Consider the following 25,802-nt stretch of genomic DNA (forward strand, 5'->3'; position numbering starts at 1 on the left):
CGCCGGATTCTGGAAAACCCGATCAGTCCTTTGTTTGAACAAGACCTTCGGAGACATGACCAACTACAACCACTGGTTCATCCGCGCCCGCCTCAAGACCCGCCAGCTGCTGCTGCTCGTGGCGCTGTCGGAAGAGGGCAACATCCATCGCGCGGCGCAGGTGCTCAACATGACGCAGCCCGCGGCCTCCAAACTGCTGAAAGACCTGGAGGACGTGCTGGAGGTGCCGCTGTTCGAACGCCTGCCGCGCGGCATGCGCCCGACCTGGTACGGCGAGACCATGATCCGCCACGCCCGCGTGGCCCTCGCGAGCCTGAACCAGGCGCATGACGAGCTCACCGCGCTCAAGGCCGGACGCTTCGGCCAAGTGAGCGTGGGCGCGATCACCGCGCCCGGCCTCACGCTGATGCCGCCGGCCGTGGCGATGGTGAAGCGCGAGCACCCCGACCTGCGCGTCTCGCTGGAGATCGAGACCAGCCCGGTGCTGATCGAGCGGCTGGAGCAGGGCAAGCTCGACATCCTGGTGGCGCGCCTTTTCGCCGAGCACGACAAGTCGCAGCTGCGCTACGAGGCACTCAGCGAGGAGCCCGTGTGCGCGCTGGTGCGCCCCGGCCATCCGCTGCTGGGCGTGAGCGGCCTCACGCTGCGCGACGTGGTGGGCGCCGGCTGGATCGTGCCGCCCGCAGGCAGCGTGCTGCGCCACCGCTTCGAGCTCATGTTCCAGGAGGAAGGCCTCGCTCCGCCCACCAACACCATCGAGAGCCCGGCGCTGCTCTTCATCACGCGCATGCTGCAGCAGAGCGACATGGTGGCGGTGCTCGCGACCGACGTGGCGCGCTACTACGCCTCGCACGGCATCGTGTCGCTGCTGCCGCTGGACATGCCCTGCCACATGGACGCCTTCGGCATCATCACGCGCACCGACCGGCTTCTGTCACCGGCGGCGAAGGTGATGATGAAGGCGCTGAAGACGGCGAGCGTCAGCGTCTACGGGCGCAAGCTGGAGATGGAGATCGACTGATCTCCGGATGCGGGATCGGACAGCCCTTGCGCCCTTCGCGTACGCCTGTCCGATCTCTTCCGATACCTCAGGTCCACCCGGCGTCGACGGTGAACTCCTGGGCCGTGCACATCTTCGAGTCGTCGGACGCGAGGAACAGCACCATGCGGGCGATGTCTTCCGGCATCAGTTTGTCGGGCAGGCACTGGTTGCGCTTGAGGGCCTGCTCGCCTTCGTCGTCGAGCCACAGCTTGACCTGCCGCTCGGTCATCACCCAGCCGGGCGAGACGGTGTTGATGCGGATGCGGTCGCGGCCCAGGTCTACCGCGAGGCCGCGGGTGAGGCCGTTCACCGACGACTTCGCGATCGCGTAGCAGGGATAGCCCGAGCCCTTGGTCTGCCAGCCGGTGGAGCCCAGGTTGATCACCGACCCGAAACCCAGCCTTCGCATGCCCGGCACCACCGACTGGATGGCGAAGAGCGCGGGCCGCTCGTTGATGGCCATGCGGTTGTCGTAGTACTCGGGAGTGACCGATTCGAGCGTGTGGCGGTCATCGCTCGCCACGTTGTTGACCAGCACCGCGAAGTCGCCGAACTCGGCCGCCGCATCGGCGATGGCCTTCTGCAGCGCGGCGATGTCGCGCACGTCGCAGGCGCGCCACCACGGCGCGGCATGGCCGGACTCCTCGATCTGCCGCGCGAGTGCCGCGCTGGCACTTTCGGCGATGTCGACGAAGGCCACGCGCGCACCCTGTTCCGCAAAAGCGGTGACGATCGCCGCGCCGATGCCGCTGCCTCCGCCGGTGACGAACACGGTGCGGCCCTTCAGGCTCGGATGAATGGAAAGCTGGGGGGAATTCAAGAAAAGTCTCCGGAATGGGCATCGAGAGATATTGCAATACAGATATCAATCGATGCCGTGATTTTCGATTTCGGTTATCAATATGCCTTGATACGATCCGCCGCGTCAAGAAGACAGACACGAACAGGAAAGAAGACCAATGAGCAAAGAGACAATCAGCCCCGTTCCCTCTCCTTCCGTCATCGGCCAGGCCGAATGCATCTGGCCCGCCGGCGCCAACCTTGGCGAAGGCACCATGTGGTCGCAGCGCGAGCAGGCGCTGTATTGGATCGACATCCTCACGCCGCGCCTCTTCCGCTACGACCCGGCCACCGGCGCGCAGCGCACCTGGCACTTCGACGAGGAGATCACCGCCATCGCCGAGCGCGCATCGGCGCCCGGCCTCTTCGTCACGCTGCGCCGCGGCTTCGCGCTCGTCGACACCACCGCGCCCGGCGACGAGGCGAAGCCGCGCTACCTGCACCAGCCAGAGCCCGAACGCACCGGCAACCGCTTCAACGACGGCAAGTGCGACGCGCGCGGCCGCTTCTGGGCCGGCAGCATGGACTTCGACTGCAAGGCCCCCACCGGCGCGCTCTACAGCTACGACGCCGACGGCCGCTGCGCGAAGCACGACGACGGCTTCGAAGTGACCAACGGCCCGACCTGGTCGGCCGACGGCCGCACCATGTACTTCAACAACACGGTACTCAACAACCTGTACGCCTACGACTTCGACATGGAAGCAGGCACCGTGTCGAACCGCCGCGTGTGGCACCGCTTCCCCAAGCCCGACGGACTGCCCGACGGCATGACCACCGATGCCGCAGGCCGCCTGTGGATCGCGCACTGGGGCGGCTCCTGCGTCACCTGCCACGACCCGGTGAGCGCGGCCGAGCTGTGCCGCATCGCCATACCCGCGAGCCACGTCACCGACTGCGCCTTCGGCGACGCCGACCTGCGCACGCTCTACATCACGACCGCACGCAACGGCCTCACGCCCGAGCAGGAAGCGGCCGAACCGCTGGCGGGTGGGCTCTTCAGGGTGCGCATCGACAGCCCGGGCGTGCCGGCTGCGCTGTTCGCGGGCTGAGCAGCTTCCGGAAAGGCCGGGCCACGTCGAGGGGACAATCGAGGCATCCACCGGAAACCGCAACAACGACCATGCCCCGCCTCGACGACCCCCTCCACGATGCCGAAATCGGCTCCCGCGACAGCACGCTCGACACCACGCGCATCGACGACGTGCGCATCGGCGCGGTGCGGCCGCTCATCACGCCCGCGCTGCTGCAGGAGCGCGTGCCGGTTCGCGACAACACGCTGGCGCTGGTCGAGCGCAGCCGCGCGGAGATCGCCGACGTGCTGCACGGGCGCGACGACCGGCTGGTGGTGGTGGTCGGCCCCTGCTCCATCCATGACCACGACCAGGCCATCGAATACGCACAGCGCCTGAAGAAGGTCGCCGATTCGCTGCAGGACGACCTGCTCATCGTGATGCGCGCCTACTTCGAGAAGCCGCGCACCACCGTAGGCTGGAAGGGCTACATCAACGACCCGCACCTGGACGGCAGCTTCGCGATCAACGAAGGACTGGAGCGCGCGCGCCGCCTGCTGCTGGAGCTGACCACGCTGGGCCTGCCGACCGGCACCGAGTTCCTCGACCTGCTGAGCCCGCAGTTCATCGCCGACCTGATCGCCTGGGGCGCCATCGGCGCGCGCACCACCGAGAGCCAGAGCCACCGGCAGCTGGCCTCGGGCCTGAGCTGCCCCGTGGGCTTCAAGAACGGCACCGACGGCAGCGTGAAGGTCGCGGCCGACGCCATCCTCGCGGCCCGCGCGCCGCACGCCTTCATGGGCATGACCAAGATGGGCATGTCCGCGATCTTCGAAACCCGCGGCAACGACGACTGCCACGTGATCCTGCGCGGAGGCAAGGCGCCCAACTACTCGGCCGCCGACGTCGCCGCCAGCTGCGAGGCGCTGCTGGCCAACGGCCTGCGCCCGCAGGTGATGATCGACGTCTCGCACGGCAACAGCAGCAAGCAGCACCAGCGCCAGATCGTGGTGGCCGAGGACGTGGCGGCGCAGATCACCGCCGGCGAGCGCCGCATCACCGGCGTGATGATCGAGAGCCACCTGGAAGAAGGACGGCAGGACCTGAAGCCCGGCGTGCCGCTGAAGCACGGCGTGTCGATCACCGACGCCTGCATCGGCTTCGCGCAGACGGTGCCTGTGCTCGAAGGACTGGCATCGGCCGTCAAGGCGCGGCGGCGCCTGTCGCCGACGGCCTGAGGAGAACGGGAGCTCGAGTGGTTGTGGCGGTGTTCAAGGCTCGAGGGCCTTGAACACGCCGGGTGAATGGCGACAGCGGCTGGCATCGAGGCGGTCCCTGAGCGGTGTTGTTCCCCCCTCCCTTTTTTTGCCTCTACCAGCGCCGAACCGCTGTCGGGACGCAGTGTGCCCCCGGCCGGTGAAGTCGAAGTGAAGTGCATGGGGAAGTTTCGTGAAACGATACTCTGCGTCCCGCTTCACGGCACCTGCGCATCGACTGCGGAGGCGACATACAGACATCGAACATGCCAGCGACTCCATCTTCTGCCCTCGGCAATCTCTTCTCCAGAATCTTCACGAAGACCACGCCGTCCCAGGGGGCGGTGAAGGGTCGGGCAGGCATCCACCCCTGGCTGCAGGTCGGCGAGCAGGTACATGCCGACGTGCTTGCAGATGGCAGGGCCATCGCCCGGCTGGAGCACACGTCCGCGCTGCCCGGCCTGAAGAAGCATCCCGCCGTCGCGTTCGACCTGCCTGCAGGACTCCAGCAGCTCGAACTGCGCGGCTCGCACGTCGACACGCAAGGGAAATCCGCTTCGTTCAAGAGGCGCTGGTCCGTGCTCGACATGGCCCGGCTCTCCCATCCTCTCTACGACCAAGGCAAACCCCTGGTCGACCGGATCCGCGCCTTTGCCGATCTCTCCCCATTGGTGGAACTCGGCGCGACCACCCTGCCTGTCGGCACCACGGCCGAAGCCGCCCTGCTCGAAGCCGAAGCCCGCCTGGGCACCTCGCTGCCCTCGCCGCTGCGCGAGGTGCTGTCAGAGATCCACATCGAGATCGGGAATTCGTACTTCCTGCAGCCCCACGACCTGCAGACGGCTGCGGGCCTGCTGCTCGGACTCGGGGGCTACAGCAGCGGCGATGGAGGAGCGCCCAGCCTCGACGAGCTGCTGCCGCCGCCCGTGCTCGCCCGCTACCGCCGCAGCGTGGCGGTGTTCGTCGAAATCGGCGACGGCCTTGGCGCGCTGGCCTGGGACCCTGAGGGCGTGATCGCCGATGAGCCGCCCAACACCACGGGCGACCATGGCAACCCCGGCGCGCAGCCCGCGACGCCCAACGAGGGCGTCTGGTACTGGCTGCATCAGGAGCGCATCGCCGAGCCCGAACTGCTGCTGGACGACGACTACAGGCCGCAGACCGCGCAAGCCGCCCTGACCAGCGTGTTCAAGCGCTTCGCCCTTTCGCAGGCCGCCTCCCCCGAAAGCGAAAAGCAGTTGCTGATCGACACGGCGCACCCGCGCAATCTCCTGCAGCTGAGCTTCGACGAGCCTCGAAAGCCGCGGCTGTGGATGCGCAGCTACGACTACCACTACAGCCTCTATTGACCCGGAGGGCACACACCGCCCCCTTACACTGCCGCCCATGAGTACGCAGGGCTCAACCTCCTCCGTGGCGGACGGCACGATCGCGGGCACCGACGCCCCGCCCGGCATCGCCGACTCCCATGCCCAGCTGGTCCGCGAACGCCTGCTGCGGCGCATGTTCGTGATGGGCCCGCCCACGGTGCTGACGGCGCTTGCGGCCGCCATCGCGATGGCGGCCGTGTTCTTCTGGATGACGCGAGGCATCGGCGCGCTGACCTGGGGCATCGCGACCTGCGCGCTGCTCGGCCTGCGGCTGCTGTTCATGCGCTGGAACGCGCGCCTCTATCCCGAACCCGAATTCACCCTGCGCCAACCCGACGGCGCATGGCGCTTCATGCTGCCGCTGGGCACCTACATGGCCATGTGGACGCTGGCGCCCTGGGCCCTGATGCCACCCGGCACCGAGTCGCCCTCGCGCATCCTGATCCTGCTGCTGGGCATGTTCGCCGTGCTGATGGGCTCGGTGCCGGTGATCGCCACCTGGCGCGCGATGGTGCCGGTGGTCACCGTTCCGCTCACGCTGGGCGTGGTGACGCGCTTCGCGTGGATGGGCGGCACCGACGGCTGGTTCGCCTGCGTGGTCGGCCTGCTCTTCGGCGGCTCGATGGCGCGCTATGCGCTGTCGCAGCACCAGCTCATCCGGCGCAGCCTCTCGGACCAGATCGACAAGGAGCTGCTGAGCGAACAGCTGATGCGCCAGTCCTTCGAGCTGCAGCGCCTGAATCGCGAGCGCAGCCGCTTCTTCGCCTCGGCCAGCCATGACCTGCGCCAGCCGGTGCATGCGCTGGCGCTGTTCTCGCGCTCGCTGGAGCGCGACCTCGCCGAGCACCCGCTGGCCCCCGTGGCCGGCCGCGTGGTGCAGGCGACCGATGCGGTCAGCGGCCTGCTCAATGCGATGCTCGACATCTCCAAGATCGACGCGGGCACCGTGGTGCCCCGGCCGACGGAGATCGCGGTGGACCCGCTGTTCCTGCGGCTCGCGCAGCTCTTCGAGCCCCGCGCCCAGCAGGCGGGCCTCTCGCTGCGCTTCCACACCGCACCCGAATGGCTGCAGACCGACCCCGACCTGCTGCTGCGCGTGCTGACCAACTTCGTGGACAACGCGCTCAAGTACACCCGAAGCGGCGGCATCCTCGTGAGCGCCCGGCCGCGCGGCGACCGCCTGCGGCTGGCCGTGTGGGACACGGGCCTGGGCATCGCGCCCGAGCACCTGCCGCACGTGTTCGACGAGTTCTACCAGGTCGACAACCCGCAGCGCGACGTCGCGCGCGGGCTGGGCATCGGGCTGGCGATCGTCAAGCGGCTGGTCGACCTGCTCAGCGGCGAGATCGGCGTGCGCTCGCAGCAGGACCGCGGCAGCGTGTTCTGGGTCGACCTGCCGCGCAGGCCGCCGGCGGCCCCGGCGCCGCTGGCCCTCGCCCCGGCGGCCGCCCCGGACACTGCCAGTGCCGACACGACGGAAACCCCGCTCGTGCCCCCACGCGTGCTGCTGCTGGACGACGAGCAGCCCGTTGGCGAAGCCGTGCGCATGTGGCTCGCGCCCTATTGCGAGCGCATCGAGATCACCAGCCGACTGGCCGATGCCTGCGCGCAGGTGCGGGCCACGCCCGAGGGCTTCGACGCCTTCATCGTCGACTTCCGGCTGGCCGATCCGCAGGACGGCATCCAGGCCACCGCCGAACTGCGCCAGCTCGCGGGCCGCCGCGTGCCCACCATCCTCGTCACGGGCGACACCGACCCCGAGCGCGTGCGCGCGGCCTATGCCAGCGGCCTGGTGGTGATGTTCAAGCCGGTGCAGCCCGAGGTGCTGCTGCGCACGCTGCACCAGATCATCCGCAGCGAGGCGAGAGAGCGGGCCTGACCGGCCGCCGCGTCAGCCCAGCAATCCGAACCGGTGCTCGGTCGCGCTGTGGAAGCGTTCGCCGGGCCGCAGCACCGTCGACGGAAACTCCGGCCGGTTCGGCGAATCGGGGAAGTGCTGCGTCTCCAGGCACAGCCCGTCGCCCTGCCTGATGCTCGCGCCCGCACTGCCTAAGAGGCTGCCGTCGAGGAAGTTGCCCGAGTAGAACTGCACGCCCGGCTCGCTGGTGTGCACCTCCATCACGCGGCCCGAGGCATCGTGCTCCAGCCGGGCCGCGAGCGCGAGGCCCTGTGCGGCACCGGCGGCACCGGTGCGATCGAGCACCCAGTTGTGGTCGTAGCCATGGGCGCGCATCAGCTGCTCGTGGCCCTCGCGGATGCGCTCGCCGATGTGCGTCGCGGTGCGGAAGTCGAAGGGAGTGCCGGCCACGTCGGCGGTACCCAGCGGGATCAGCGTCTCGTCCACGGGGCAGTAGCGGCTCGCGGGAAGCATCAGTCGATGGTCCATCACCGAGCCGCTGCCCGCGAGGTTGAAGTAGTCGTGGTGGCTCAGGTTCAGCACGGTGGGGCTGTCGGCGACGGCGCTGTAGTCGATGCGCCAGGTGTTCGCGCTGGTGCTCAGCGTGTAGCGCACCGTGAGCCGCACTTCGCCCGGATAGCCCTCCTCGCCGTCGGCGCTGGTGTAGCGCAGTTCGAGGGCGATGCCGTCGGCGCCTGCCTGCTGCGCCGGAAGCGGCTCGATCTCCCAGTAGCGCTTGCCGAAGCCCGCAGCGCCGCCGTGCAGCGAGTTGGGGCCGTCGTTCAGGCCCAGCTGATGCACCCTGCCGTCGAGCGTGAAGCGCCCGCCCGCGATGCGGTTCGCGTAGCGCCCGACGATGGTTCCCAGGTGCGGATGCGGCCCGAGGTAGTCGGCCAGCGAGGGCAGGCCCAGCACCACGCTGCCGCTGCGCCCGTGCCGGTCGGGCACGCGCAGCGCGGTGACGATGCCGCCGACGTTGATGGCGCTCAGGCTCAGCCCGAGGCCGTTGTCGAGGGTGTACTCGGTGACCACGCGGCCGTCGGGCATGCGGCCGTACTCGCGCGATGCGATGCTGCTTTTCTGTTCTCGATTGCTCATGTGTCCGGCTATCAGGGAAGGAGTGCCTCGCGCGCGCACTGCGAGGCGGTCTGCAGCGCGATGCGGTCCTTGAGGTCGTGGAAGTCGGGCGGCTCGGCCGCGTGGGTGCGCAGTTCGATGCCGTGGCCGGCCTTGGCCACGGCATCGGCGAAGCGCTGCTGCAGCACGAAGGGCGTGTTGCGGTCTTCGCGGCTGCCGATCAGCACGATGCGCCGCGCCGGGTCGCGCGCGATGCCGCCCACGTGGTCGAGCGGATCGTAGAACTCCGCGCTGCCGGTGGTGTCGGTGCGGCCGTCCCTCGAGCGGCCCAGCATGCGCGCGCGCTCCAGCAGGCCGTAGGCGCCCGAGGTGAGCACCGCGCAGGCGATGCGCGTGCGCCCCATCGTGAGCAGCGCGGCTCCCGCGGTGGCGCCGCCGCTGTGGCCGACGATGACGATGCGCTGCAGCCGGTGGCGCTGCATGAGCGCGTCGAGCGCAGCATCGAGCGCGTGGAACTCCACGAGCTGGCGGCGCTTGCGGTGGTCGCCCGAGGAGCCGTAGGTGCCCGGCCGCGCCATGAAGATCCACGGCACCCCCGCCCGGTCGCGGCTGCGCTGCGCGTCGAGCGTGCGCAGCTCCTCGGTGTTGCCGGGAATGCGCGTGGGGGCCTGGTCCATCACGCCGTCGCGGTCGCCCGAGAACTGCACGATGGCGATGCGCGCGCCGTCGATGTCGTCGCTCGCGAAGTAGCGGATGCACGACGGCCCCTCCGCGGCCTGCACCCACAGGAAGCCCATGCGGTCGGGGCAGTGCGCGCGGTCGGCGGGCTGGTTCCAGTACAGCACCTCGTCGGCGCCGGCGGCGAAGACGCGGGGCACGTCGGGCCCGGTGCGCTGTGCGCAGGCGGTCTGCGCCAGCGCCACGAGAAGCAGCACGAAGCGCAGTCTTCGAAGCGTGTGCAGCAGCGTCATAGCCTTTGCAGGAGTTCCGGGATGCTGCCGAAGTCGGAGCCGACGCGGTCGCCCTTCACCAGCACGAGATCGCCATTGCGCAGCACGCCGCCGAGGTAGAGCGCGAGCTGCGCGGCATCGCCGAAGTGCGGCCCGAGCAGTTCGGCAGGCACTTCCTCGCGCAGCCAGCGCATCTCCTCGCCGTGCGTCACGAGGTGCTGGATGCCCGAGGCCAGCAGCGGTGGGCCCAGGCTGCGGTGCATGGCCTCGGCATCGTTGCCGAGGTTCACGATGCGCCCGAGCACGCCGATCTTGCGCAGCACCGGACCGCTGTCGGCACGCTGCCAGGTGCGCACGAACTCCATCGCGTTGCGCATCGACATGACCTCGGCGTTCCAGCTGTCGTCGATCAGCGTGGCCTGCACGCCGGCCTGCGTGCGCAGCGCGCGCACCTGCATCACCGAGGCCGGCAGGCGCACCCGCGGCATGCGCGCGCAGGCGGCCTCGCCGTCGAAGCCCATGGCCAGCAGCGCCGCGAAGGCGAGCAGCGAGTTGCGCACCAGCCCCGCGCTCTCGACCGGGAACAGGTACTCGAAGGTGCGCCCCGGCACGGCGACGCGCACGCGGCAGCCGCCGCCGGGCTCGGGCCGCGCCTCGAGCATGCGAACGTCGGCGTCGGGTCCGCTGCCCACCACCCAGATCGCGCCCGCCGTGAGCGCTGCGGCGTCCACCACCTGGCGCAGGCAGGGAATGTGGTCGGGCACGATCGCCACGCCTCCGGGCTCCAGCCCGAGGAAGATGCGCGACTTGTACATGGCCGTGAGTTCGACGGTCGACGCCTGCCGGGTCTGCGACAGGCCGATCTCGGTGACGATGGCCACGTGCGGGCGGGCCATCAGCGAGATCGGGCCGCGGTCCATCCACAGGCCGCTCTGCGCCATCTCGAGGATGCACACGTCCACGTCGGGACCGAGGTTCGCGAGCATGGCAGGCACGCCGACGCGCGAGTTGTAGTTGTCGATGGTGGTGTGCACCCGCGCGCGCTCGGGCAGCAGGTCGCGCAGCATCGAGATGGTGGACGACTTGCCGACCGTGCCGGTCACGCCCACGACCATGCCCTTGTAGCGCGCCCGCGCCGCGGCGCCCATGGCGATCATCGCGGCGATGGGGTCGTTCGCCTGCAGCAGCGGAAAGGCCGGGTCGAGCCCTTCCACCGGGTGCGCGACCACGGCGCCGGCCAGCGCGGACTGCAGCCGCGGCAGTTCGAGGTGGCGGTCCCAGTTGTCGGGGCGCGGCTTGCTGTAGCTCTCGTGCACGGCCAGCGTGCGGTAGTCGGAAGCGATGAAGAGCGAGGGCCTGGGCAGGAGCGACATGTGCAGGGGCCCGCGCACCACCGAGTTGGCGAACCAGCCCGGCGGCGGCTCGACCAGCCAGCGACCGCCGGTGACGCGCTGCAGCTCTTCGGCGGTCCACACGGGCGCGGCCTCGGGGCCCGCGCCGGGGCGATCGGCCGAGAGCACAGGCGCCGGGCGCCGAGGCAGCGGCACGGGCGCATCGGGCACGCGCAGCCCGCACCACAGCGCGAGACGCCGCGCGGGCGGCAGCCCCGGCCAGTCGCCGCGCACGCTCACCTCGATCTGCAGCACGTCGCTTTCGAGCAGCCCCGCGCGCGGCGGGCGCAGCCCGTAGCGGTCGCGGTAGATGCGCCCGGGCTCCCAGCGGCTGGTGGGCCACATCCAGTCGCAGGGGTCGTGGTCCATGCCCTCGCCCCATGGCGGCATGCGGGTGCTGCGCATCGGCAGTGCGCGGAAGTGCAGGCGCAGGTCGGCGGAAACAGGCGTGTCGGCGCTCCAGAACGATTCGACCCACAACATGCGACGACCCACGATCTGCCGCGGCATGCAGCGCAGCCCCACCAGGCGCAGGGGGCCGAACTGCAGCGGCGCGATGCGCGCCTGCGCGGGCACCTCGTCCACCAGCCACTCGGGCCGCGGCGCCGGCAGGGCCGCCATCAGGGGTGCGGTGGCGCGCGCTGGCTCGAGGTGCCGGGCGGCGGCACCGACGGGGTCTGCATGGAACGCGGGCCGCGCGGGCGGCGACAGGCGCACCGAGCAACGGCCGTCCGGCAGCGGGCTCATCTGCGTGCCGAGCGCAAGGCACTGCGTGGCGAAGCGCTCGCTCAGGGCGCGTGCCTCGTCGCCTTCGAGCTGCCGCGAGAAACCGAAGCCCACGCCGACGGGCGTGAACGTCACTTCCTCCACGCCGCGCGTGCTCAGCTTCAGCGTGAACACGCCGGAATCGGCGAAGTCGTTGCGCACCGAGTCGAAGAGCAGGTCGCCGGCGTCGTGCAGGATGGGCCGGCCCTTGTGGATCTCGATGCCCTGCAGCACGTGCGCCGAGGTGCCGAGGATGGCATCCGCCCCCGCATCGACGATGGCATGGCCGACGGCGATCTCGGCCGGCGAGGGTTCGGTCTCGAGGTTGGCGCCCCAGTGCACCGCCACCAGCACCACGTCGGCCTCGCGGCGCGCGGCCTCGATGCGCGGCGCGAGCGTGGCGGTCCATGCGGCGGGGTCTTCGAGCGACAGCCATGCGGCACCCGCGCGTTCCGCGGTCGCGGCGAAACTCGGCTGCGTGGCGTCCAGCGAGAACAGCGCCACGCGCACGCCGCCCGCGCGACGGAAGGCCGGGCGCAGCGCGGCCTCGGGCGTGCGGCCTGTGCCTGCGTGCGCGATGCCCGCGACCGCCAGCAGGGCCTGCTGTTCCATCAGCGCCTCGGGACCGTAGTCGCCGCTGTGGTTGTTGGCGGTGGCCACCATGCCGATGCCGGCATCGGTCAGCACCGCGAGCATTTCGGGGCGCGCGCGGTAGTAGTAGGGACCGGTCTCGCCCTTGTCCACGCCCTGCTCGCCGACGGTGGCGACCACGCATTCGAGGTTCACGATGCCCAGGTCGGCCTCGCGCAGCGCGGCGATGTCGCCGAGCATCCTGTGCGCACCGCCGAGATCCTTCAGCCGGTAGTGCTGGCGGCGCGCAAGGTTCACGTCGCCGCCCCATGCGACGGTGCCCGTGGCGCCGCCCACGGCATCGGCATCGGCATCTGCTGCTGCTGCTGCGGCGGCGGCGGCCTCGCCCGCCTTCAGCATGCGGTGGTACGCCACGTAGCCCGAGAGGTAGTGCTCCACGTCGTCGATGCGCACGCGGAAGCTGTGGTGCTTGATGAAGAACGAGCCCGCGATGCGCGCAGGGTTGCGGAAGAACATCGCCAGCTCGGGCCAGAAGTGGCCGTTGGCGAGGTAGCGCGCGCGGTATTCGAGCGCGCGGTCGAAGCGGTCGCGATCGAGCCCGGCCAGCAGCGGGCGAAGCTCAGGGTCGGCCTCCAGCCGCAGCACCATGTCGCGCGCGGCCATCATCAGCTCGAGCAGCGTGGGGAATGTGGTGATGCGCTCCAGCACGAAGTCGAGATACCCCGCCACGTTCTGCAGGCCGAAACGGTAGTAGCGCAACTCGGGCCGGTAGCGCGTGAGCTCGTTGACGCAGTAGCTCAGCCAGTGGTCGTGCGCGCGCCAGTGCTCGGCGGCGATGAAGTGCTCGAAGGCCTTCTCCACCACCGCGAGCCAGCGCGCATCGCGCGTGAGGCCGTACAGGCGCATCAGCCCGAAGGCGGCCTCGCCGTCGTAGTAGATGACGCGGAACCTGTCCTTCACGTCGAGCGCGGGCGCATTGAGCACGTGCACGAAGCTGCCGGTCTGTGCATCCTGCATGTGGCGGATGCCCAGCGCGAGCTGCTCCAGCAGCGGCAGGTACTGCTCGTCGCCGGTGAGCTCGGTGTACTTGACCAGCGCGAGCAGACACACGGCATTGCCGCCGAGCTTGATCTCGCTGCCGATGTCCAGCAGGTAGGCCGCGCGCGTGCCGTCGGGCAGGCTGGCCGGGCGGATCAGCGTGCCGGTGAGAAAGGCCAGCGAGCGGTCGATGGCGGCCTTGAGCGTGTCGTTGCGCGTGAGCTCCCACGCCTCGAGCATCGCGTAGGTCGAGCTCGCGTGGCGCAGCGTGTTGTAGGTCGGGATGGTGCGGTCGAAGCAGGGGAACCAGCCGTAGTGGAACTCGCCCGTGGGCTTGACCTGCGCGGCGAGGTAGTTGCCCGCGTCGTCGATCAGCGCATGCACCTGCTGCGCGTTCCAGTCGCTCAGTTCGCGAAAGCCCGCGGCCTGCCCTTCGGCGGTGATGGGCCACGCGCCCTTCGCATCGACGTACACGGCCCGCGTGGTGAAGCACCACACCGGCGCCGCGTCGTCCGAAGGAAAGTCGAGCTCGCGGCCGAAGCGCCGCCTGGTGTGCAGCCGCAGGTTGCCGGTGTTGGGCTCGGCATGGTCCACGTCGCCGTTGTAGAGCACGGCGCTGCCGTGCATCTCCTGCGCGAGCAGGGCGAACTCGAAGCGCGCGTCGAAGGCGATGCCCTCGTTGAAGTAGTTGCGCTTGGTCCGCGCGAGCCTGGCCTTCAGCTCGCCCCAGTTCATCGGCACGACCTTGTCGACGATCTCCGCGCGCAAGCGCTGCGGAGGCTGCGCGCCTCGCCTGGCCTGCGTGGCGACGGCTTCGGCGGCGGCCCGCCATGCCGCGCCGACGTCGGCGCCGCGGCCCGAGGCCACGCGGGCCCGGCTGCCGTCCTCGCCGATGGCGAAGAAGACCACGCAACCCGCTTCCGCTGTGGCCGCAGCCGCGGCGGGCATCGCGCCCGCCGGATCCGCCAGGGCCTGCCTGGCGCGGTTCAACAGATCTGCAAGAGGATTCTTCGCGTCGTGATTCATGCAGCCGCGAATCATGACAGGCCCCGGCACGGGCCGCCATCCCGTCAATCCATGGGATCTGCGCCGAGCCTGACCGTGGGCTGACCGCGCCCCGGCCGGCATGTTGCCGCCCGGCGCTTCAGCGGTTCAGCGCGCCGGTTCTTGGCGCAGCACTGCCTGCGCATGCCGGGTGGGGCGCGAGGCGCAGCGTCAGGCCCAGGCCTCCATCACGGACTCCTTCACCGCCTCGACCGCGACGGCCTGCCGGGCACCGCCAGGCGCCACCCAGCACAACCACGTGTGCGAGCGCCAGCCCTTCCAGATCGCGAGCTCGCCGTTGCGCTCGCCCTGCTCCGCCTGGTCGAGCCGGATCAGCCCCGCGCCCATGCCGCTGGCGACCATGCTTCGGATGGCGCTCTCGCCGTCGGCCGTGCGGCCCTGGCGGTATTCGCGGCCCGCGCCCGCGAAGAGCTTCTCGAGATGCACGCGCAGGATGCACGAGGGCGGCGTGCCGACCCACGGCAGGTTCGTGAGCTCGTCGAGCGACAGATCGGGACGCGCTTCGGCCACCGGCGGCGGCAGCGCCACGACGAGGTCGACCGCGCCCAGGCGGTGCAGCTCCATTCCCTCGATGTGCTCGGCGTCGCTGAGCACGTAGGCGCAGTCGAGATCGCCGCGCTGCACGGCCGACAGCGTCTCGTACGACAGCCCCTGCTTCAGCTGCAGCGTCACCTGCGGATGGCGCTGGGCCAGCTTCACCAGCACCTCCCCGAGCCGCAGCGCGACCGGATCGACCACCGTGCCGAAGCGCACCACGCCCTGCGCCGCGCCGCGCAGCTGGTCGGCGGCCGAACGCATGCGCATCGCGGAGGCCAGCGTGCGCTCGGCCTCGTCGAGCAGACGCACGCCGGCCTCGGTGAGCGACATGCCGCGCGGCGTGCGCTCGAACAGCTTCACGCCGAGTTCGTCCTCCAGCGCCTTGAGCTGGGCGCTCACCGCGGGCGCGCTGGTGAACACGCGCTCGGCGGCGCGGGTCAGGCTGCCCTCGCGGGCGATGGCGACGAAGGTCTTCAGTTGGTAGAGCTCCATGGCTGCCGATTGTGAGCGCCGGCGCCGAGGGAGTCCGTTCGCTTTTTTGGAGCCCCCTGTCCAAAGATGCGAATGGCAATGGCGGCCCGCAGCCCCGATTCTTGTGGCATCGATCCATCGCAAAGAAAAGGCTGGCTCCCCATGTCCACTCGCCAACGCATCGCCGGCACCGCCGCGCTGCTGCTCGCCACCTCCGGGTGGGGCTCCCTGTTCCTCGTGAGCAAGGGCGTGCTCCACCACGTCGAACCGGTGTGGTTCACGCTGATCCGCTACACGCTGTCGGCGCTGCTGTTCGTGCTGCTGATCCTGCCGCGCGGGGCGGCGCCCTGGCGCAAGCTGCGGCGGCATGCCGGGCCGCTGGCCCTGCGCGGCGCCGCCGGCTTCGGCGTGTTCAGCGTGATGCTGCTGGTGGGGCTGGCGCATTCGGTGCCCTCGCACGGCGCGGTCATCATCGCCGCCACGCCCATGACCACGCAGCTCGTGCGCTGGCTGCTCGACGGCGTGCGCCCCACACGCACCACCCTGCTGACCAGCGCGCTCGCCCTGCTGGGCGTGGCGACCGTCTCGGGCCTGCTGGCGGGCGGCGCGGGCTCCCCTGGCGGGGCGAGCACGCTGATGGGCGACGCGATCGCCTTCGTCGGCACGCTGGGCTGGGTCTGGTACACGCGCGGCGCCACGCGCTTTCCGGATCTCGACGTGATCGAGTACACCGCGCTCACGGTGCTGGCCTCGTGGCCCGTGCTGCTGGCGGCGGCCGTCGGCGCTTCGGCGCTGGGCTGGTCCGCGGTGCCGAGCACGCAAGGGCTGCGCCTGTCGTGGCATGCGCTGCTCTTCGTCGGCGTGGTGCCTTCGGCCATCTCGGTGCTGGCTTTCAACTACGGCGTGCGCGCGCTCGGCGCGGTCACGGGCACGGCATTCCTCAATTTCGTGCCGGTGTCGGCGCTGCTGATGAGCGCGGCGCTGGGCCACCTGCCCACGGCGGGCGAGGCCGCCGGCATGGCGATGGTGATCGCGGCGCTGCTGATCCATACCGCATCGAGCCGCAAGGCTTCCGCGGCCGCGGCTGCGCCGATCGCGCGGCCACAGCAGAATTACCGGACCTGCGGAGCCACACCCTCATGAGCATCAGCGACAGCAACCCCCGAAGCCATCTTTTCGAGCCCCTGCAGCTCGGCCTCTTGAAGATCGACAACCGCATCGTCATCGCGCCGATGTGCCAGTACTCCGCCACCGAAGGCACGCCGGGCGACTGGCACCTGATCCACCTGGGCCACCTCGCGCTCTCGGGCGCCGGGCTGCTCATCATCGAGGCGACGGCGGTGGAGGCCGACGGCCGCATCTCGCCCGGCGACCTCGGCCTGTATTCCGACGCCAACGAGGAAGGCCTCGCGAAGGTGCTGCAGGCGATGCGCGCGCACTCGCCGATCAAGGTCGCCATCCAGCTCGGCCACGCGGGGCGCAAGGCGTCGAGCCGCGCGCCGTGGGAAGGCGGCAGGCAGATCCGCCCCGGCGAGCCCGGCGGCTGGAAGGCCTGGGCACCCTCGGCCGTGCCGCATGCGCCGGGCGAAGACGCGCCGATCGCGCTCGATGCCGCCGGGCTGGCCCGGGTGCGCGACGCCTTCGTGGCCGCTGCCCGCCGCGCCGCGCGGCTGGGCATCGACGGCATCGAGCTGCATGCGGCGCACGGCTACCTGCTGCACCAGTTCCTCTCGCCCATCGCCAACCATCGCGAGGACGAATACGGCGGCAGCCTGGAGAACCGCCTGCGCTTCCCGCTCGAAGTGTTCGATGCGGTGCGCAAGGAGTTCCCCGCCGATCGGCCGGTGTGGGTGCGCGTGTCGGCCAGCGACTGGGTGCCCGGCGGCTGGGACCTCGACAGCACCGTCGCCTTCTCGCGCGCGCTGCAGGCGCGCGGCTGCGCGGCCATCCACGTGTCCAGCGGCGGCGTGTCGCCACAACAGGCGATCACGCTCGGCGCGGGCTACCAGGTGCCGTTCGCGGAACGCATCAAGGCCGAGGTCGGCCTGCCGACGATCGCGGTGGGGCTGATCACCGAACCCGCGCACGCCGAAGCCATCATCGCCAACGGGCAGGCCGATGCGGTGTCGCTGGCGCGCGCGATCCTGTACGACCCGCGCTGGCCCTGGCATGCGGCGGCGGCGCTGGGCGCCCAGGTGAAGGCGCCCCACCAGTACTGGCGCTCGCAGCCGCGCGAGTTCAAGGACCTGTTCGAGAACGCGGCCTTCGGCGCGCGTTAGACCAGGCCAGACCGGGCCGCCGACGCTCGGCCCCCTCGACCCCTTAACATGCCGGCCAGCGCAACATGCAGGCCGGCATGAGCGCGTTCATCGATCCCCATCCGACGCGCATGAAGCAACCCTCCCCTCAGCCGACCGCCACGCCGCTGGAAGCACTGGGCATCGTGACCCTGTGCTTCGGCTGGTTCATCATCGGCTCGCTGTGGTCGGTGAGCGCCGGCTTCCGCGACGCCGCGTTCGACGACGCATCGCTCTTCGGCATCATGGCCTTCGAGCTGTTCGTGGGGCCGATCGCACTGCTCATCCTGCGCAGCCGGGGCTACTCGGTGCGCGACCTGCTTCCCGTGCCGTCGCTGAAGGGCTGCGGCGTGGGAGCGCTGCTCTACCTCGTCGCCGTGCTGGCCAGCCTCGTCGCGGTCTCTCTGCTGGCCGACGGCGCGGCGACGCAGCCGATCGAACGCATGATGCAGACGGCGCGCCCGTCGATGGCGATGGTCCTCGCGCTGTCGGTGGTCAACGGCCTGTACGAGGAAGTGTTCCTGCTGGGCTACCTGCAGAAGGGCCTGCGCCACCACGGCGCCTCCTTCGCGCTGGGAGTGAGCGTGCTGGTGCGGGTGCTCTACCACCTCTACCAAGGGCCGAACGGCGCGCTGTCGCTGGCGGTGGTCGGCATCGTGTTCGGCGTGTTCTATCTGCGCACCGGTTGGCTCTGGCCGGTGGTGTTCGCGCACATGCTCGCGGACACCCTGCCCTTTCTCTGAACCGGCCTGCCGCGCAGCCGCCGCTCAGGCCGGCCTGAGGGCACTCAGCCAGAACAGCTTCTGCCGCATCGCCAGCGGCTCGCCGCCTTCGATGCGACGGTGCAGGCGCTCCAGTGCGGGCCGGCACGCGTCGATGCCGAACTCGGGGCAGACGTACGGCACCTGCTGCAGGTACCACGCGAAGGCACCGATGTCGGCGAAGGCGATCAGCTCGGTGCCTTCCGCGCCGTCCTCCACGGCGAAGCCTGCGCGCTCCAGCTGCGCCACGGCGGTGTCGCGCTGCCAGCGCGGCTGCGCGGGCATCGGCAGGCCGAGCAACGCGTAGCAGTCGGCATTGAAGTCGGACGCGACCTGCTGCGTGACGAAGCGCCCGCCCGGCGCGAGGATGCGATGGACCTCGGACGGCACGAAGGACTCGTGCCGGTCGACGACAAGGTGGAACGACGCATCGGCAAAAGGCAGGTGCGGCAGGTGCGCCTGCTCCGCGCCATCCTGCTGCGATGCGTTGTCGTCCGCGCCTTCGACCTCGACCACCTCCACGCCCAGCGGCGCCAGCCGTTCGCGCGCGACGGCGACGTTGGGCGCCCATCCCTCGGTCGCCACGGTGCGCGGCGGACGAAAGGCCAGCCGACCGAGCCATTCGCCGCCGCCCGTGCCCAGGTCGAGCATGTCGGGCGAGCGGCGCGCATGCGCTTCGACGATGCGCTCGAAATTCCATGGCGGCGGCGTCGTGGTGACGCGGCCGCCGAAGGAGAGGTCCCAGCCGACGAGAGGGCTGGCCTGCGCCTGCTGCAGCAGCTCGTCGAAGCGGCCCTGCGTCGCGCCGGCGTTCACTTCAGCTCGCGATAGAAGAAGGTGGTGTCGCAAGGCTCGCCGTGCGGCAGCAGCGCGAAGCCGGGAATGGACCCGACGCGCACCCAGCCCGAGCGCTCGTAGAGCCGTTCGGCGTCGGCGCTCGATGTGTCGAGCACCAACAGCGTCTTGCCGCGTTCGCGCGCCACCTGCTCGGCCGCCTTCATCAGCAGCCCGCCGACGCCGCGGCGGCGAGCGCGGCGATGCACGAGCATCTTGGCGACCTCGCCGCGGTGCGGCTGGTTCTCGGGTTGCGCCAGCACCACCTGCACGGTGCCGAGGATGCCTTCCTCGTCCTCGGCCACCAGCAGCGCGCGTTCGCCGCTGGCCACACCGGCGGCCACGTTGCGCCAGAAGGCCTGGGCGCGCTCTTCGCTCAGGGGGTGCATGAAGCTCACCGAGGCGCCGCCGTCGACGCAATCGGCCAGAACTGCGGCAAGGCCGCGCAGCTGCGCTTCGGAAACGTTGTCCAGCAGGCGGATGGCCGGGGCGGTCCCGGCGGAAACGGTTGTCATGTTCATCTCCAGGAAGAAGGGGCGGTCGCGATCACGACCACGTAGCGGGTGTTCCTGCGCGAGGGGTTGTGATAGCTCATGGGACGGTCGAGCACCATGGCAAAGCAATCGCCGGTTTCGAGCCGGTGGTTTTCCTCGCCCAGCGTGACTTCGATGACACCGTCGAGCACCCACACCTGCTGGTGGATGAGCGGCTCGCGCGCCGAGGTCTCGTAGGCCACGCGCGCGCCGGGCGGAAACTCCACCTCGACGATCTGGATCGGCGATGCGAAGCCGCTGGGCGACACGTTCCTGCGCAGGTAGCCGGAATGCGGATCGCGCCACTGCAGCTGGTCGGCCAGCCGCGAGACCGGATCGGCGGCCGGCGCAGGCGCCTCGAACAGCGATGCCAGCGAGACGCCGAGGCCGGCAGCGAGCTTCTCGAGCACCACGGCGGTGGGGCTGCTCTCGCCGCGCTCGATGAGCGAGATCATCGAACGGCTCACGCCGCATTGCGTGGCGAGCGCGTCGAGCGACAGGCCCCGGGCTGCGCGCAGATCGCGCACGCGCTGGGCGATGCGATGGTTGAGGCCGGACGGGCTTTCCGTGCCGGCCGATTCCTTGATTTCCGTCATAGTGGACGAAATATCCACCATTCAGGAAATCGCGTCAAGCCCGCCGGCGGGCTGCTACCGTCAGCGCGTCGGCCCGACCAGCGCGGCGCGCGCGGCGTCGGAGGGGAAGACGCAGGCCACGTCGTGCGCGCAGCCCGGCACCACCACGACCTCGCGGCGCCTGTCGGGCGCGAGCAGCTTGCGGTCGTACGCCGCATAGGCCAGTCCGCGCTGCATGCGGAACGGGCCCTGCGCGAGCGCGGCGCACGACTTGTCGAGCACGCGGTAGGCGGTGCCCCTGGCGTCGCTGCTGTCGAGCGCGCCTTCGAGATAGCTGATGTCGGCCTGAGCGTACTGCCGGCGTGCCTGCGCGGCGGTGCGGCCCAGGTAGGCGGGCAGGTCGTCGGTGCCGTACTTCCAGCGGTTCATCTGCGGGCATGCCGCTGCGTCGGGCACGGCGAAGCCGGTGACCGAGGCGCCGTCGGCCGAGAACTGCGGGCGCACCGGATCGAAGTAGAGCCAGGTGCTCGGGTCGGCGACCACGTAGCGCATCGCCGGCCTGCCCGCTGCCGTGCCGTCGTGCCGCGTGAAGGCGATGTAGCGCTGCACGAACTGCCCGCCGGCCGAGAAGCCCGCGACGGTGATGGTGCGCACGCCGGGCCAGCGCCGCGCGAGTTCATCGACCAGCGCGTCCATCGCCGCGAAGGAGCCGACGTTGCTGCCCGATACGGAGCGCGCGCCTTCGAGCCACGAGCCGCAGGTCCACAGCAGGTCGCCGGGCTGCGCGACCGGGACGCCCACGGTGTTGCAGCGGCCGGCCACCGCCTTGTCGGCCGCGACCTGGAAGAGCGGTGCGACCACCAGCGTGTCGCCGAGCGCATCGGCGTTGCGCAGGGTGCGCAGCGCGGCCTCGAAGGTCTTGTCGGCATCGCGCGAGTGGCCGTGCATGGCGATGAGCGCTCTGGTCGGCCCGGCGCTACCGCCCGCTGCCGGCGCATCGGGAGCATCGGGATCGAGCGACGAGTAGTAGTGAAGCGCGCCTCCAGCCCCCGGCGGCGTGAAGCTGCGAAAGCACTCCACGGCGGCCGATTCCTGGCATGTGGAGGCTTCGGTCGTCGCCGCGTGCGCCTGCCATGGCGCGATGAACGAAGCGGCAAGGGCCAAGGAAAGGAACCATCTGCGGCTGCTGGGCATGTTCGTGTCACTCCCGGAATCGACGGAACGCGGATTCTCTGCCCGCCCCTTCGCATCAACCTGACCGGTGCGCTGGTTTACCGGAGATTTACTCTGCCGGAACGCCACTCTTCGAACACAAATTCGGCTGCGGGACGCGGATCATCCAACAAAACCCACCACCAGGCACCATGAACCCCGACCCCCTTCCCTCCTCCTTCGACACGTTCGCCGACGGACTGCCATCCGAGCCCCCACCGCTGCGCGCTCGCATCACCGCGGCATGCCGCACGCCCGAGCCGCAAGCCCTGCCACCGCTGCTCACGCAGGCACGGCTGCCCGACGGCCAGGCGGGAGAGGCGCAGGAACTCGCCCATCGCATCGCCCGGCAGCTGCGCGAGCGCAAGAGTGCGAGCGGCCGCGCCGGCCTCGTGCAGGGCCTGCTGCAGGAATACGCGCTGTCGTCGCAGGAAGGCGTGGCGCTGATGTGCCTGGCCGAGGCGCTGCTGCGCATTCCCGATGCGGGCACGCGCGACGCGCTGATCCGCGACAAGATCGCGCACGGCCAGTGGCAGTCGCACGCGGGCCGCAGCCCCTCGGTGTTCGTCAACGCCGCGACCTGGGGCCTGCTGCTCACCGGCAAGCTGGTGGCCACGCACAGCGAGAGCAGCCTGTCGACGGTGCTCACGCGCCTCATCGGCAAGGGCGGCGAGCCGCTGATCCGCAAGGGCGTGGACATGGCGATGCGGATGATGGGCGAGCAGTTCGTCACCGGGGAGACCATCGCTCAGGCGCTCGCCAACGCGCGCGAGCTGGAGGCGCAGGGCTTTCGCTATTCGTACGACATGCTCGGCGAGGCGGCGCTGACCATGGAGGACGCGAAGCGCTACCGCGTCGCGTACGAGCAGGCGATCCACGCGATCGGCAAGGCGTCGGCGCGGCGCGGCGTGTACGAGGGTCCGGGCATATCGATCAAGCTCTCGGCGCTGCACCCGCGCTACAGCCGCGCGCAGCATTCGCGCGTGATGGCCGAGCTGTATCCGGTGCTGCGCGAACTCGCGCTGCTGGCGCGCCAATACGACATCGGCCTGAACATCGACGCCGAGGAGGCCGACCGGCTGGAGCTCTCGCTCGACCTGCTGGAGCGCCTGTGCTTCGAGCCCGAACTCGCGGGCTGGAACGGCATCGGCTTCGTGGTGCAGGCCTACCAGAAGCGCTGCCCCTTCGTGATCGACTTCGTTGTCGACCTCGCGCGCCGCAGCGGCCACCGGCTGATGGTGCGGCTGGTGAAGGGCGCCTACTGGGACAGCGAGATCAAGCGCGCACAGCTCGACGGTCTCGACGGCTACCCGGTCTACACGCGCAAGGCCTACACCGACGTGTCGTACCTGGCCTGCGCACGCAAGCTGCTCGACGCGCCCGAGGCGGTGTATCCGCAGTTCGCCACGCACAACGCCCACACGCTGGCCGCCATCTACACGATGGCGGATCCGTCGCGCTACGAGCCGGGGCAGTACGAGTTCCAGTGCCTGCACGGCATGGGCGAGCCGCTCTACGAGCAGGTGGTGGGCCCGCTCGCGCGGCCCTGCCGCATCTATGCGCCGGTGGGCACGCACGAGACGCTGCTGGCCTACCTGGTGCGACGGCTGCTGGAGAACGGCGCCAACACCTCCTTCGTGAACCGCATCGCGGACCCGACCATCTCGCTCGACGTGCTGGTGGAAGACCCGGTCGCCACGGCGGAGCGCATGGCGGCGCAGGAGGGCACTGCCGGCCTGCCGCATCCGGCCATCCCGCTGCCGGCGGCGCTCTACGGAACGCAGCGCGCCAACTCTCGCGGCCTCGACCTCGCGAGCGACGACAGCCTGCGCACGCTGGGCCATGCGTTGAGCGAGAGCGCGGGCGAGCAGTGGCACGCCGAGCCGATGCTCGCCGAAGCCGCGCCCGCCGATGGCGAAACGGCCAAGGTGCAGAACCCCGCCGACCATCGCGACATCGTCGGCCGCGTGCGCGAGGCCACGCTTGCCGAGGTCGAATCGGCCATCGCGCAGGCCCACGCCTTCGCGCCGGAATGGGCCGCCACGCCGCCATCGGAACGCGCGGCGCTGCTCGAACGCGCCGCCGACATCCTCGAACAAGGGATGCCGCGCCTGCTCGGCCTGCTCACTCGCGAGGCCGGAAAGACGTACGCCAACGCCATCGCGGAAGTGCGCGAGGCGGTGGACTTCCTGCGCTACTACGCGGCGCAGGCGCGCAGCGATTTCTCCAACGACACGCATCGCGCGCTCGGCCCCATGGCCTGCATCAGCCCGTGGAACTTTCCGCTGGCGATCTTCACCGGCCAGGTGGCGGCCGCGCTCGCGGCCGGCAACCCGGTGCTGGCCAAGCCGGCCGAGCAGACGCCGCTGGTCGCGGCCGAGGCAGTGCGGGTGCTGTGGGAGGCCGGCATTCCCCGTGCGGCGGTGCAGCTGCTGCCCGGGCGCGGCGAGACGGTGGGCGCGGCACTGGTGGCCGATGCGCGCGTGCAGGGCGTGATGTTCACCGGCTCCACCGAGGTCGCGCGCATCCTGCAGAAGACGCTCTCGCAGCGCCTCGGTGCGCACGGCGCGCCGGTGCCGCTCATCGCCGAGACCGGCGGGCAGAACGCGATGATCGTCGACTCCTCCGCGCTGGTGGAGCAGGTGGTGGCCGACGTGATGGCCTCCGCCTTCGACAGCGCCGGCCAGCGGTGCTCCGCGCTGCGCGTGCTGTGCGTGCAGGAAGAGGCGGCCGACCGCGTGGTCGCGATGCTCAAGGGTGCGATGGCCGAGGCCGCCATCGGCAACCCCGCGCGTCTCTCGGTGGACGTGGGCCCGGTGATCGACGCCGAGGCGCGCGACGGCATCGAACGCCACGTCGAGGCGATGCGCTCGCGCGGCCATGCGGTGTTCCGCCAGGCCCGCGAGCATGGCGACGACACGCGCCACGGCACCTTCGTGATGCCCACGCTGATCGAGCTCGACAGCATCGGCGAGCTGCAGCGCGAAGTGTTCGGCCCGGTGCTGCACCTCGTGCGCTACCGCCGCCGCGACCTCGGCGCGCTGGTCGGGCAGATCAACGGGACCGGCTACGGGCTCACGCTGGGCGTTCACACGCGCATCGACGAGACCATCGCGCAGGTCGTGGAGAACGCGAAGGCCGGCAATGTCTACGTGAACCGCAACATCGTGGGCGCGGTGGTCGGCGTGCAGCCCTTCGGCGGCGAGGGCCTGTCGGGCACGGGACCGAAGGCGGGCGGGCCGCTGTACATGCTGCGCATGCTGGCGGCACGGCCCGACGACGCGATGGCGCGCGCCGTAGCTGGCGCTCCACCGGCAGCGCACCCCGCGCTGTCTGCACTGGCCCGCTGGGCCGATGCCACCGGCCGCACCGAGTTGTCGACGCAGTGCGCGCGCTTTGCGGCCCAGTCGCGCTCGGGCAGCTCGCGCACGCTGGCGGGGCCGACCGGCGAGCGCAACGTCTACAAGCTGGAGCCGCGCGAGGCCGTGCTGTGCCTGGCCGGTGCGGAGGCCGACCGGCTGACGCAGCTGGCCGCCGTGCTCGCGGCGGGCAGCTGCGCGATCTGGCCCGCCGATGCCGCAGCGCAGAGCCTGCGCGCATCGCTGCCGGCCGGGGTGCAGCAATGCGTGGCGATTGCAAACGACTGGAGTTCGGACACGGTGGCGTTCGACGCGGCGCTGCATCACGGCGATGCGCAGGGGCTGTCGGAAGTGCTGCGGCGCATCGCCGCGCGGCCGGGCCCGATCGTCGGCGTGCGCGGCTTCGCGCCGGGCGAGGCACGCATCCCGCTCGAAAGCCTGGTGGTGGAGCGCGCCGTCAGCACCAACACCGCGGCGGCGGGCGGCAACGCGAGCCTGATGACGATCGGCTAAGCGCGCCCGCCCTGCCTGCTATTTGTCGAACGCGGGATCGACGGGCACGCGGTAGCCGTTGACGAGCCGGTTGGTCTCGTTGGCCATGCCGACCACGGCCATGAGCTCGGCGAACATCGCGGGCGTCATGCCGGCCTTCTCGGCGCCGGCGTGGTGGCTCGCCGTGCAGTAGCCGCAGCCGTTGGTCACGCTCACGGCGAGGTAGACCATCTCCTTCACCACGGGGTCGAGCGCGCCGGGCGCCATCACCTCCTTCAGGCTGCTCCAGGTGCGCCTGAGGGTGGCGGGATCGTTGGCGAGGTACTTCCAGAAATTGTTGACGTCGGGCACGTTGCGCGTGGTCTTGATGTCGTCGAAGACCGCGCGCACTTCCGGCGAAGCTGCCGCGTACTCGATGGGCTGGGGTTTCATGCGA

At 70.6% G+C, this 25,802-nt stretch carries 19 protein-coding genes; 9 read left to right on the forward strand and 10 right to left on the reverse strand.

All coding sequences use genetic code 11. From position 1 onward, the window contains the following. Positions 1–55 precede the first annotated feature (55 nt). Positions 56–1,021 carry a LysR family transcriptional regulator gene (locus ACTJLF_RS21430; RefSeq protein WP_026346361.1) on the forward strand — a complete coding sequence of 322 codons (966 nt, stop codon included), beginning with the start codon at positions 56–58 and terminating at the stop codon, positions 1,019–1,021. Between the two features lie 67 nt (positions 1,022–1,088). Here the strand turns inward: ACTJLF_RS21430 and ACTJLF_RS21435 are convergent, their stop codons facing one another. Beyond that, positions 1,089–1,862 (reverse strand): SDR family NAD(P)-dependent oxidoreductase, encoded by a 774-nt coding sequence (locus ACTJLF_RS21435; RefSeq protein ID WP_132752286.1) that lies wholly within the window; start codon positions 1,860–1,862, stop codon positions 1,089–1,091. A gap of 139 nt (positions 1,863–2,001) precedes the next feature. Between ACTJLF_RS21435 and ACTJLF_RS21440 the strand changes: the two genes are divergently transcribed. From ACTJLF_RS21440 to ACTJLF_RS21455, 4 genes are all read left to right on the forward strand, one after another. After that, on the forward strand, positions 2,002–2,934 hold the full coding sequence (locus ACTJLF_RS21440) for an SMP-30/gluconolactonase/LRE family protein (RefSeq protein ID WP_440883884.1): 933 nt from the start codon (positions 2,002–2,004) through the stop codon (positions 2,932–2,934). Between the two features lie 71 nt (positions 2,935–3,005). Then, on the forward strand, positions 3,006–4,133 hold the full coding sequence (locus tag ACTJLF_RS21445; RefSeq protein ID WP_019654547.1) for a 3-deoxy-7-phosphoheptulonate synthase: 1,128 nt from the start codon (positions 3,006–3,008) through the stop codon (positions 4,131–4,133). 284 nt (positions 4,134–4,417) lie between these two features. Beyond that, a complete protein-coding gene (locus tag ACTJLF_RS21450) occupies positions 4,418–5,500 on the forward strand; it encodes a hypothetical protein (protein ID WP_440883885.1) in 1,083 nt (360 codons plus the stop codon). 37 nt (positions 5,501–5,537) lie between these two features. Continuing rightward, positions 5,538–7,400, forward strand: coding sequence for an ATP-binding response regulator (locus ACTJLF_RS21455; protein ID WP_440883886.1), 1,863 nt, complete (start codon positions 5,538–5,540; stop codon positions 7,398–7,400). A 12-nt stretch (positions 7,401–7,412) separates the two neighbouring features. Here ACTJLF_RS21455 and ACTJLF_RS21460 read toward each other — a convergent pair whose 3' ends face one another. The 4 genes from ACTJLF_RS21460 to ACTJLF_RS21475 form a co-directional block, all read right to left on the reverse strand. Then, the gene (locus tag ACTJLF_RS21460; RefSeq protein WP_440883887.1) at positions 7,413–8,516 is read right to left on the reverse strand and encodes an aldose epimerase family protein; all 1,104 of its coding nucleotides are present in this window, start codon (positions 8,514–8,516) and stop codon (positions 7,413–7,415) included. An 11-nt stretch (positions 8,517–8,527) separates the two neighbouring features. Then, positions 8,528–9,466 carry an alpha/beta hydrolase family protein gene (locus ACTJLF_RS21465; RefSeq protein ID WP_440883888.1) on the reverse strand — a complete coding sequence of 313 codons (939 nt, stop codon included), beginning with the start codon at positions 9,464–9,466 and terminating at the stop codon, positions 8,528–8,530. Then, positions 9,463–14,256, reverse strand: coding sequence for a CapA family protein (locus ACTJLF_RS21470; protein ID WP_440883889.1), 4,794 nt, complete (start codon positions 14,254–14,256; stop codon positions 9,463–9,465). Before ACTJLF_RS21470 ends, ACTJLF_RS21465 begins: the two co-directional genes overlap by 4 nt. 189 nt (positions 14,257–14,445) lie before the next feature. Then, positions 14,446–15,324 (reverse strand): LysR family transcriptional regulator, encoded by an 879-nt coding sequence (locus ACTJLF_RS21475; protein WP_440883890.1) that lies wholly within the window; start codon positions 15,322–15,324, stop codon positions 14,446–14,448. A 141-nt stretch (positions 15,325–15,465) separates the two neighbouring features. On the opposite strand from ACTJLF_RS21475, the gene ACTJLF_RS21480 reads away from it, so the two are divergent. From ACTJLF_RS21480 to ACTJLF_RS21490, 3 genes are all read left to right on the forward strand, one after another. After that, positions 15,466–16,446, forward strand: coding sequence for a DMT family transporter (locus ACTJLF_RS21480; RefSeq protein ID WP_440883891.1), 981 nt, complete (start codon positions 15,466–15,468; stop codon positions 16,444–16,446). Then, on the forward strand, positions 16,443–17,582 hold the full coding sequence (locus ACTJLF_RS21485; RefSeq protein WP_440883892.1) for an NADH:flavin oxidoreductase/NADH oxidase: 1,140 nt from the start codon (positions 16,443–16,445) through the stop codon (positions 17,580–17,582). The genes ACTJLF_RS21480 and ACTJLF_RS21485 overlap by 4 nt, the downstream gene beginning before the upstream one ends. Positions 17,583–17,659: 77 nt before the next feature. Beyond that, on the forward strand, positions 17,660–18,343 hold the full coding sequence (locus ACTJLF_RS21490) for a CPBP family intramembrane glutamic endopeptidase (RefSeq protein WP_440883893.1): 684 nt from the start codon (positions 17,660–17,662) through the stop codon (positions 18,341–18,343). A gap of 24 nt (positions 18,344–18,367) precedes the next feature. Here the strand turns inward: ACTJLF_RS21490 and ACTJLF_RS21495 are convergent, their stop codons facing one another. From ACTJLF_RS21495 to ACTJLF_RS21510, 4 genes are read right to left on the reverse strand one after another with little or no spacing between them, the layout of a single operon-like run. After that, positions 18,368–19,177 (reverse strand): class I SAM-dependent methyltransferase, encoded by an 810-nt coding sequence (locus ACTJLF_RS21495; protein WP_440883894.1) that lies wholly within the window; start codon positions 19,175–19,177, stop codon positions 18,368–18,370. Further along, positions 19,174–19,716: an N-acetyltransferase family protein gene (locus ACTJLF_RS21500; protein WP_440883895.1), complete on the reverse strand. Its 543-nt coding sequence runs from the start codon at positions 19,714–19,716 to the stop codon at positions 19,174–19,176. The genes ACTJLF_RS21495 and ACTJLF_RS21500 overlap by 4 nt, the downstream gene beginning before the upstream one ends. Beyond that, positions 19,713–20,324: a helix-turn-helix domain-containing protein gene (locus ACTJLF_RS21505; RefSeq protein WP_126182585.1), complete on the reverse strand. Its 612-nt coding sequence runs from the start codon at positions 20,322–20,324 to the stop codon at positions 19,713–19,715. Before ACTJLF_RS21505 ends, ACTJLF_RS21500 begins: the two co-directional genes overlap by 4 nt. A 60-nt stretch (positions 20,325–20,384) precedes the next feature. Next, positions 20,385–21,497 carry a hypothetical protein gene (locus tag ACTJLF_RS21510; protein WP_440883896.1) on the reverse strand — a complete coding sequence of 371 codons (1,113 nt, stop codon included), beginning with the start codon at positions 21,495–21,497 and terminating at the stop codon, positions 20,385–20,387. Positions 21,498–21,667: 170 nt separating this feature from the next. Between ACTJLF_RS21510 and putA the strand changes: the two genes are divergently transcribed. Next, a complete protein-coding gene (gene putA / locus ACTJLF_RS21515; protein WP_440883897.1) occupies positions 21,668–25,387 on the forward strand; it encodes a trifunctional transcriptional regulator/proline dehydrogenase/L-glutamate gamma-semialdehyde dehydrogenase in 3,720 nt (1,239 codons plus the stop codon). 18 nt (positions 25,388–25,405) lie between these two features. Here the strand turns inward: putA and ACTJLF_RS21520 are convergent, their stop codons facing one another. Next, complete coding sequence (locus ACTJLF_RS21520) at positions 25,406–25,798, reverse strand: carboxymuconolactone decarboxylase family protein (protein ID WP_019654563.1); 393 nt, start codon at positions 25,796–25,798, stop codon at positions 25,406–25,408. Between the last annotated feature and the right edge of the window lie 4 nt (positions 25,799–25,802).

Source organism: Variovorax sp. 22077 (assembly GCF_052044195.1).
GTDB lineage: Bacteria > Pseudomonadota > Gammaproteobacteria > Burkholderiales > Burkholderiaceae_C > Variovorax > Variovorax atrisoli.

Coding starts and splice junctions, on each gene's coding strand:
- ACTJLF_RS21430 (WP_026346361.1), top strand. CDS start 56: ATGACCAACTACAACCACTGGTTCATCCGCGCCCGCCTCAAGACCCGC.
- ACTJLF_RS21440 (WP_440883884.1), top strand. CDS start 2,002: ATGAGCAAAGAGACAATCAGCCCCGTTCCCTCTCCTTCCGTCATCGGC.
- ACTJLF_RS21445 (WP_019654547.1), top strand. CDS start 3,006: ATGCCCCGCCTCGACGACCCCCTCCACGATGCCGAAATCGGCTCCCGC.
- ACTJLF_RS21450 (WP_440883885.1), top strand. CDS start 4,418: ATGCCAGCGACTCCATCTTCTGCCCTCGGCAATCTCTTCTCCAGAATC.
- ACTJLF_RS21455 (WP_440883886.1), top strand. CDS start 5,538: ATGAGTACGCAGGGCTCAACCTCCTCCGTGGCGGACGGCACGATCGCG.
- ACTJLF_RS21460 (WP_440883887.1), bottom strand. CDS start 8,516: ATGAGCAATCGAGAACAGAAAAGCAGCATCGCATCGCGCGAGTACGGC.
- ACTJLF_RS21465 (WP_440883888.1), bottom strand. CDS start 9,466: ATGACGCTGCTGCACACGCTTCGAAGACTGCGCTTCGTGCTGCTTCTC.
- ACTJLF_RS21470 (WP_440883889.1), bottom strand. CDS start 14,256: ATGAATCACGACGCGAAGAATCCTCTTGCAGATCTGTTGAACCGCGCC.
- ACTJLF_RS21475 (WP_440883890.1), bottom strand. CDS start 15,324: ATGGAGCTCTACCAACTGAAGACCTTCGTCGCCATCGCCCGCGAGGGC.
- ACTJLF_RS21480 (WP_440883891.1), top strand. CDS start 15,466: ATGTCCACTCGCCAACGCATCGCCGGCACCGCCGCGCTGCTGCTCGCC.
- ACTJLF_RS21485 (WP_440883892.1), top strand. CDS start 16,443: ATGAGCATCAGCGACAGCAACCCCCGAAGCCATCTTTTCGAGCCCCTG.
- ACTJLF_RS21490 (WP_440883893.1), top strand. CDS start 17,660: ATGAGCGCGTTCATCGATCCCCATCCGACGCGCATGAAGCAACCCTCC.
- ACTJLF_RS21500 (WP_440883895.1), bottom strand. CDS start 19,716: ATGAACATGACAACCGTTTCCGCCGGGACCGCCCCGGCCATCCGCCTG.
- ACTJLF_RS21505 (WP_126182585.1), bottom strand. CDS start 20,324: ATGACGGAAATCAAGGAATCGGCCGGCACGGAAAGCCCGTCCGGCCTC.
- ACTJLF_RS21510 (WP_440883896.1), bottom strand. CDS start 21,497: ATGCCCAGCAGCCGCAGATGGTTCCTTTCCTTGGCCCTTGCCGCTTCG.
- putA (WP_440883897.1), top strand. CDS start 21,668: ATGAACCCCGACCCCCTTCCCTCCTCCTTCGACACGTTCGCCGACGGA.
- ACTJLF_RS21520 (WP_019654563.1), bottom strand. CDS start 25,798: ATGAAACCCCAGCCCATCGAGTACGCGGCAGCTTCGCCGGAAGTGCGC.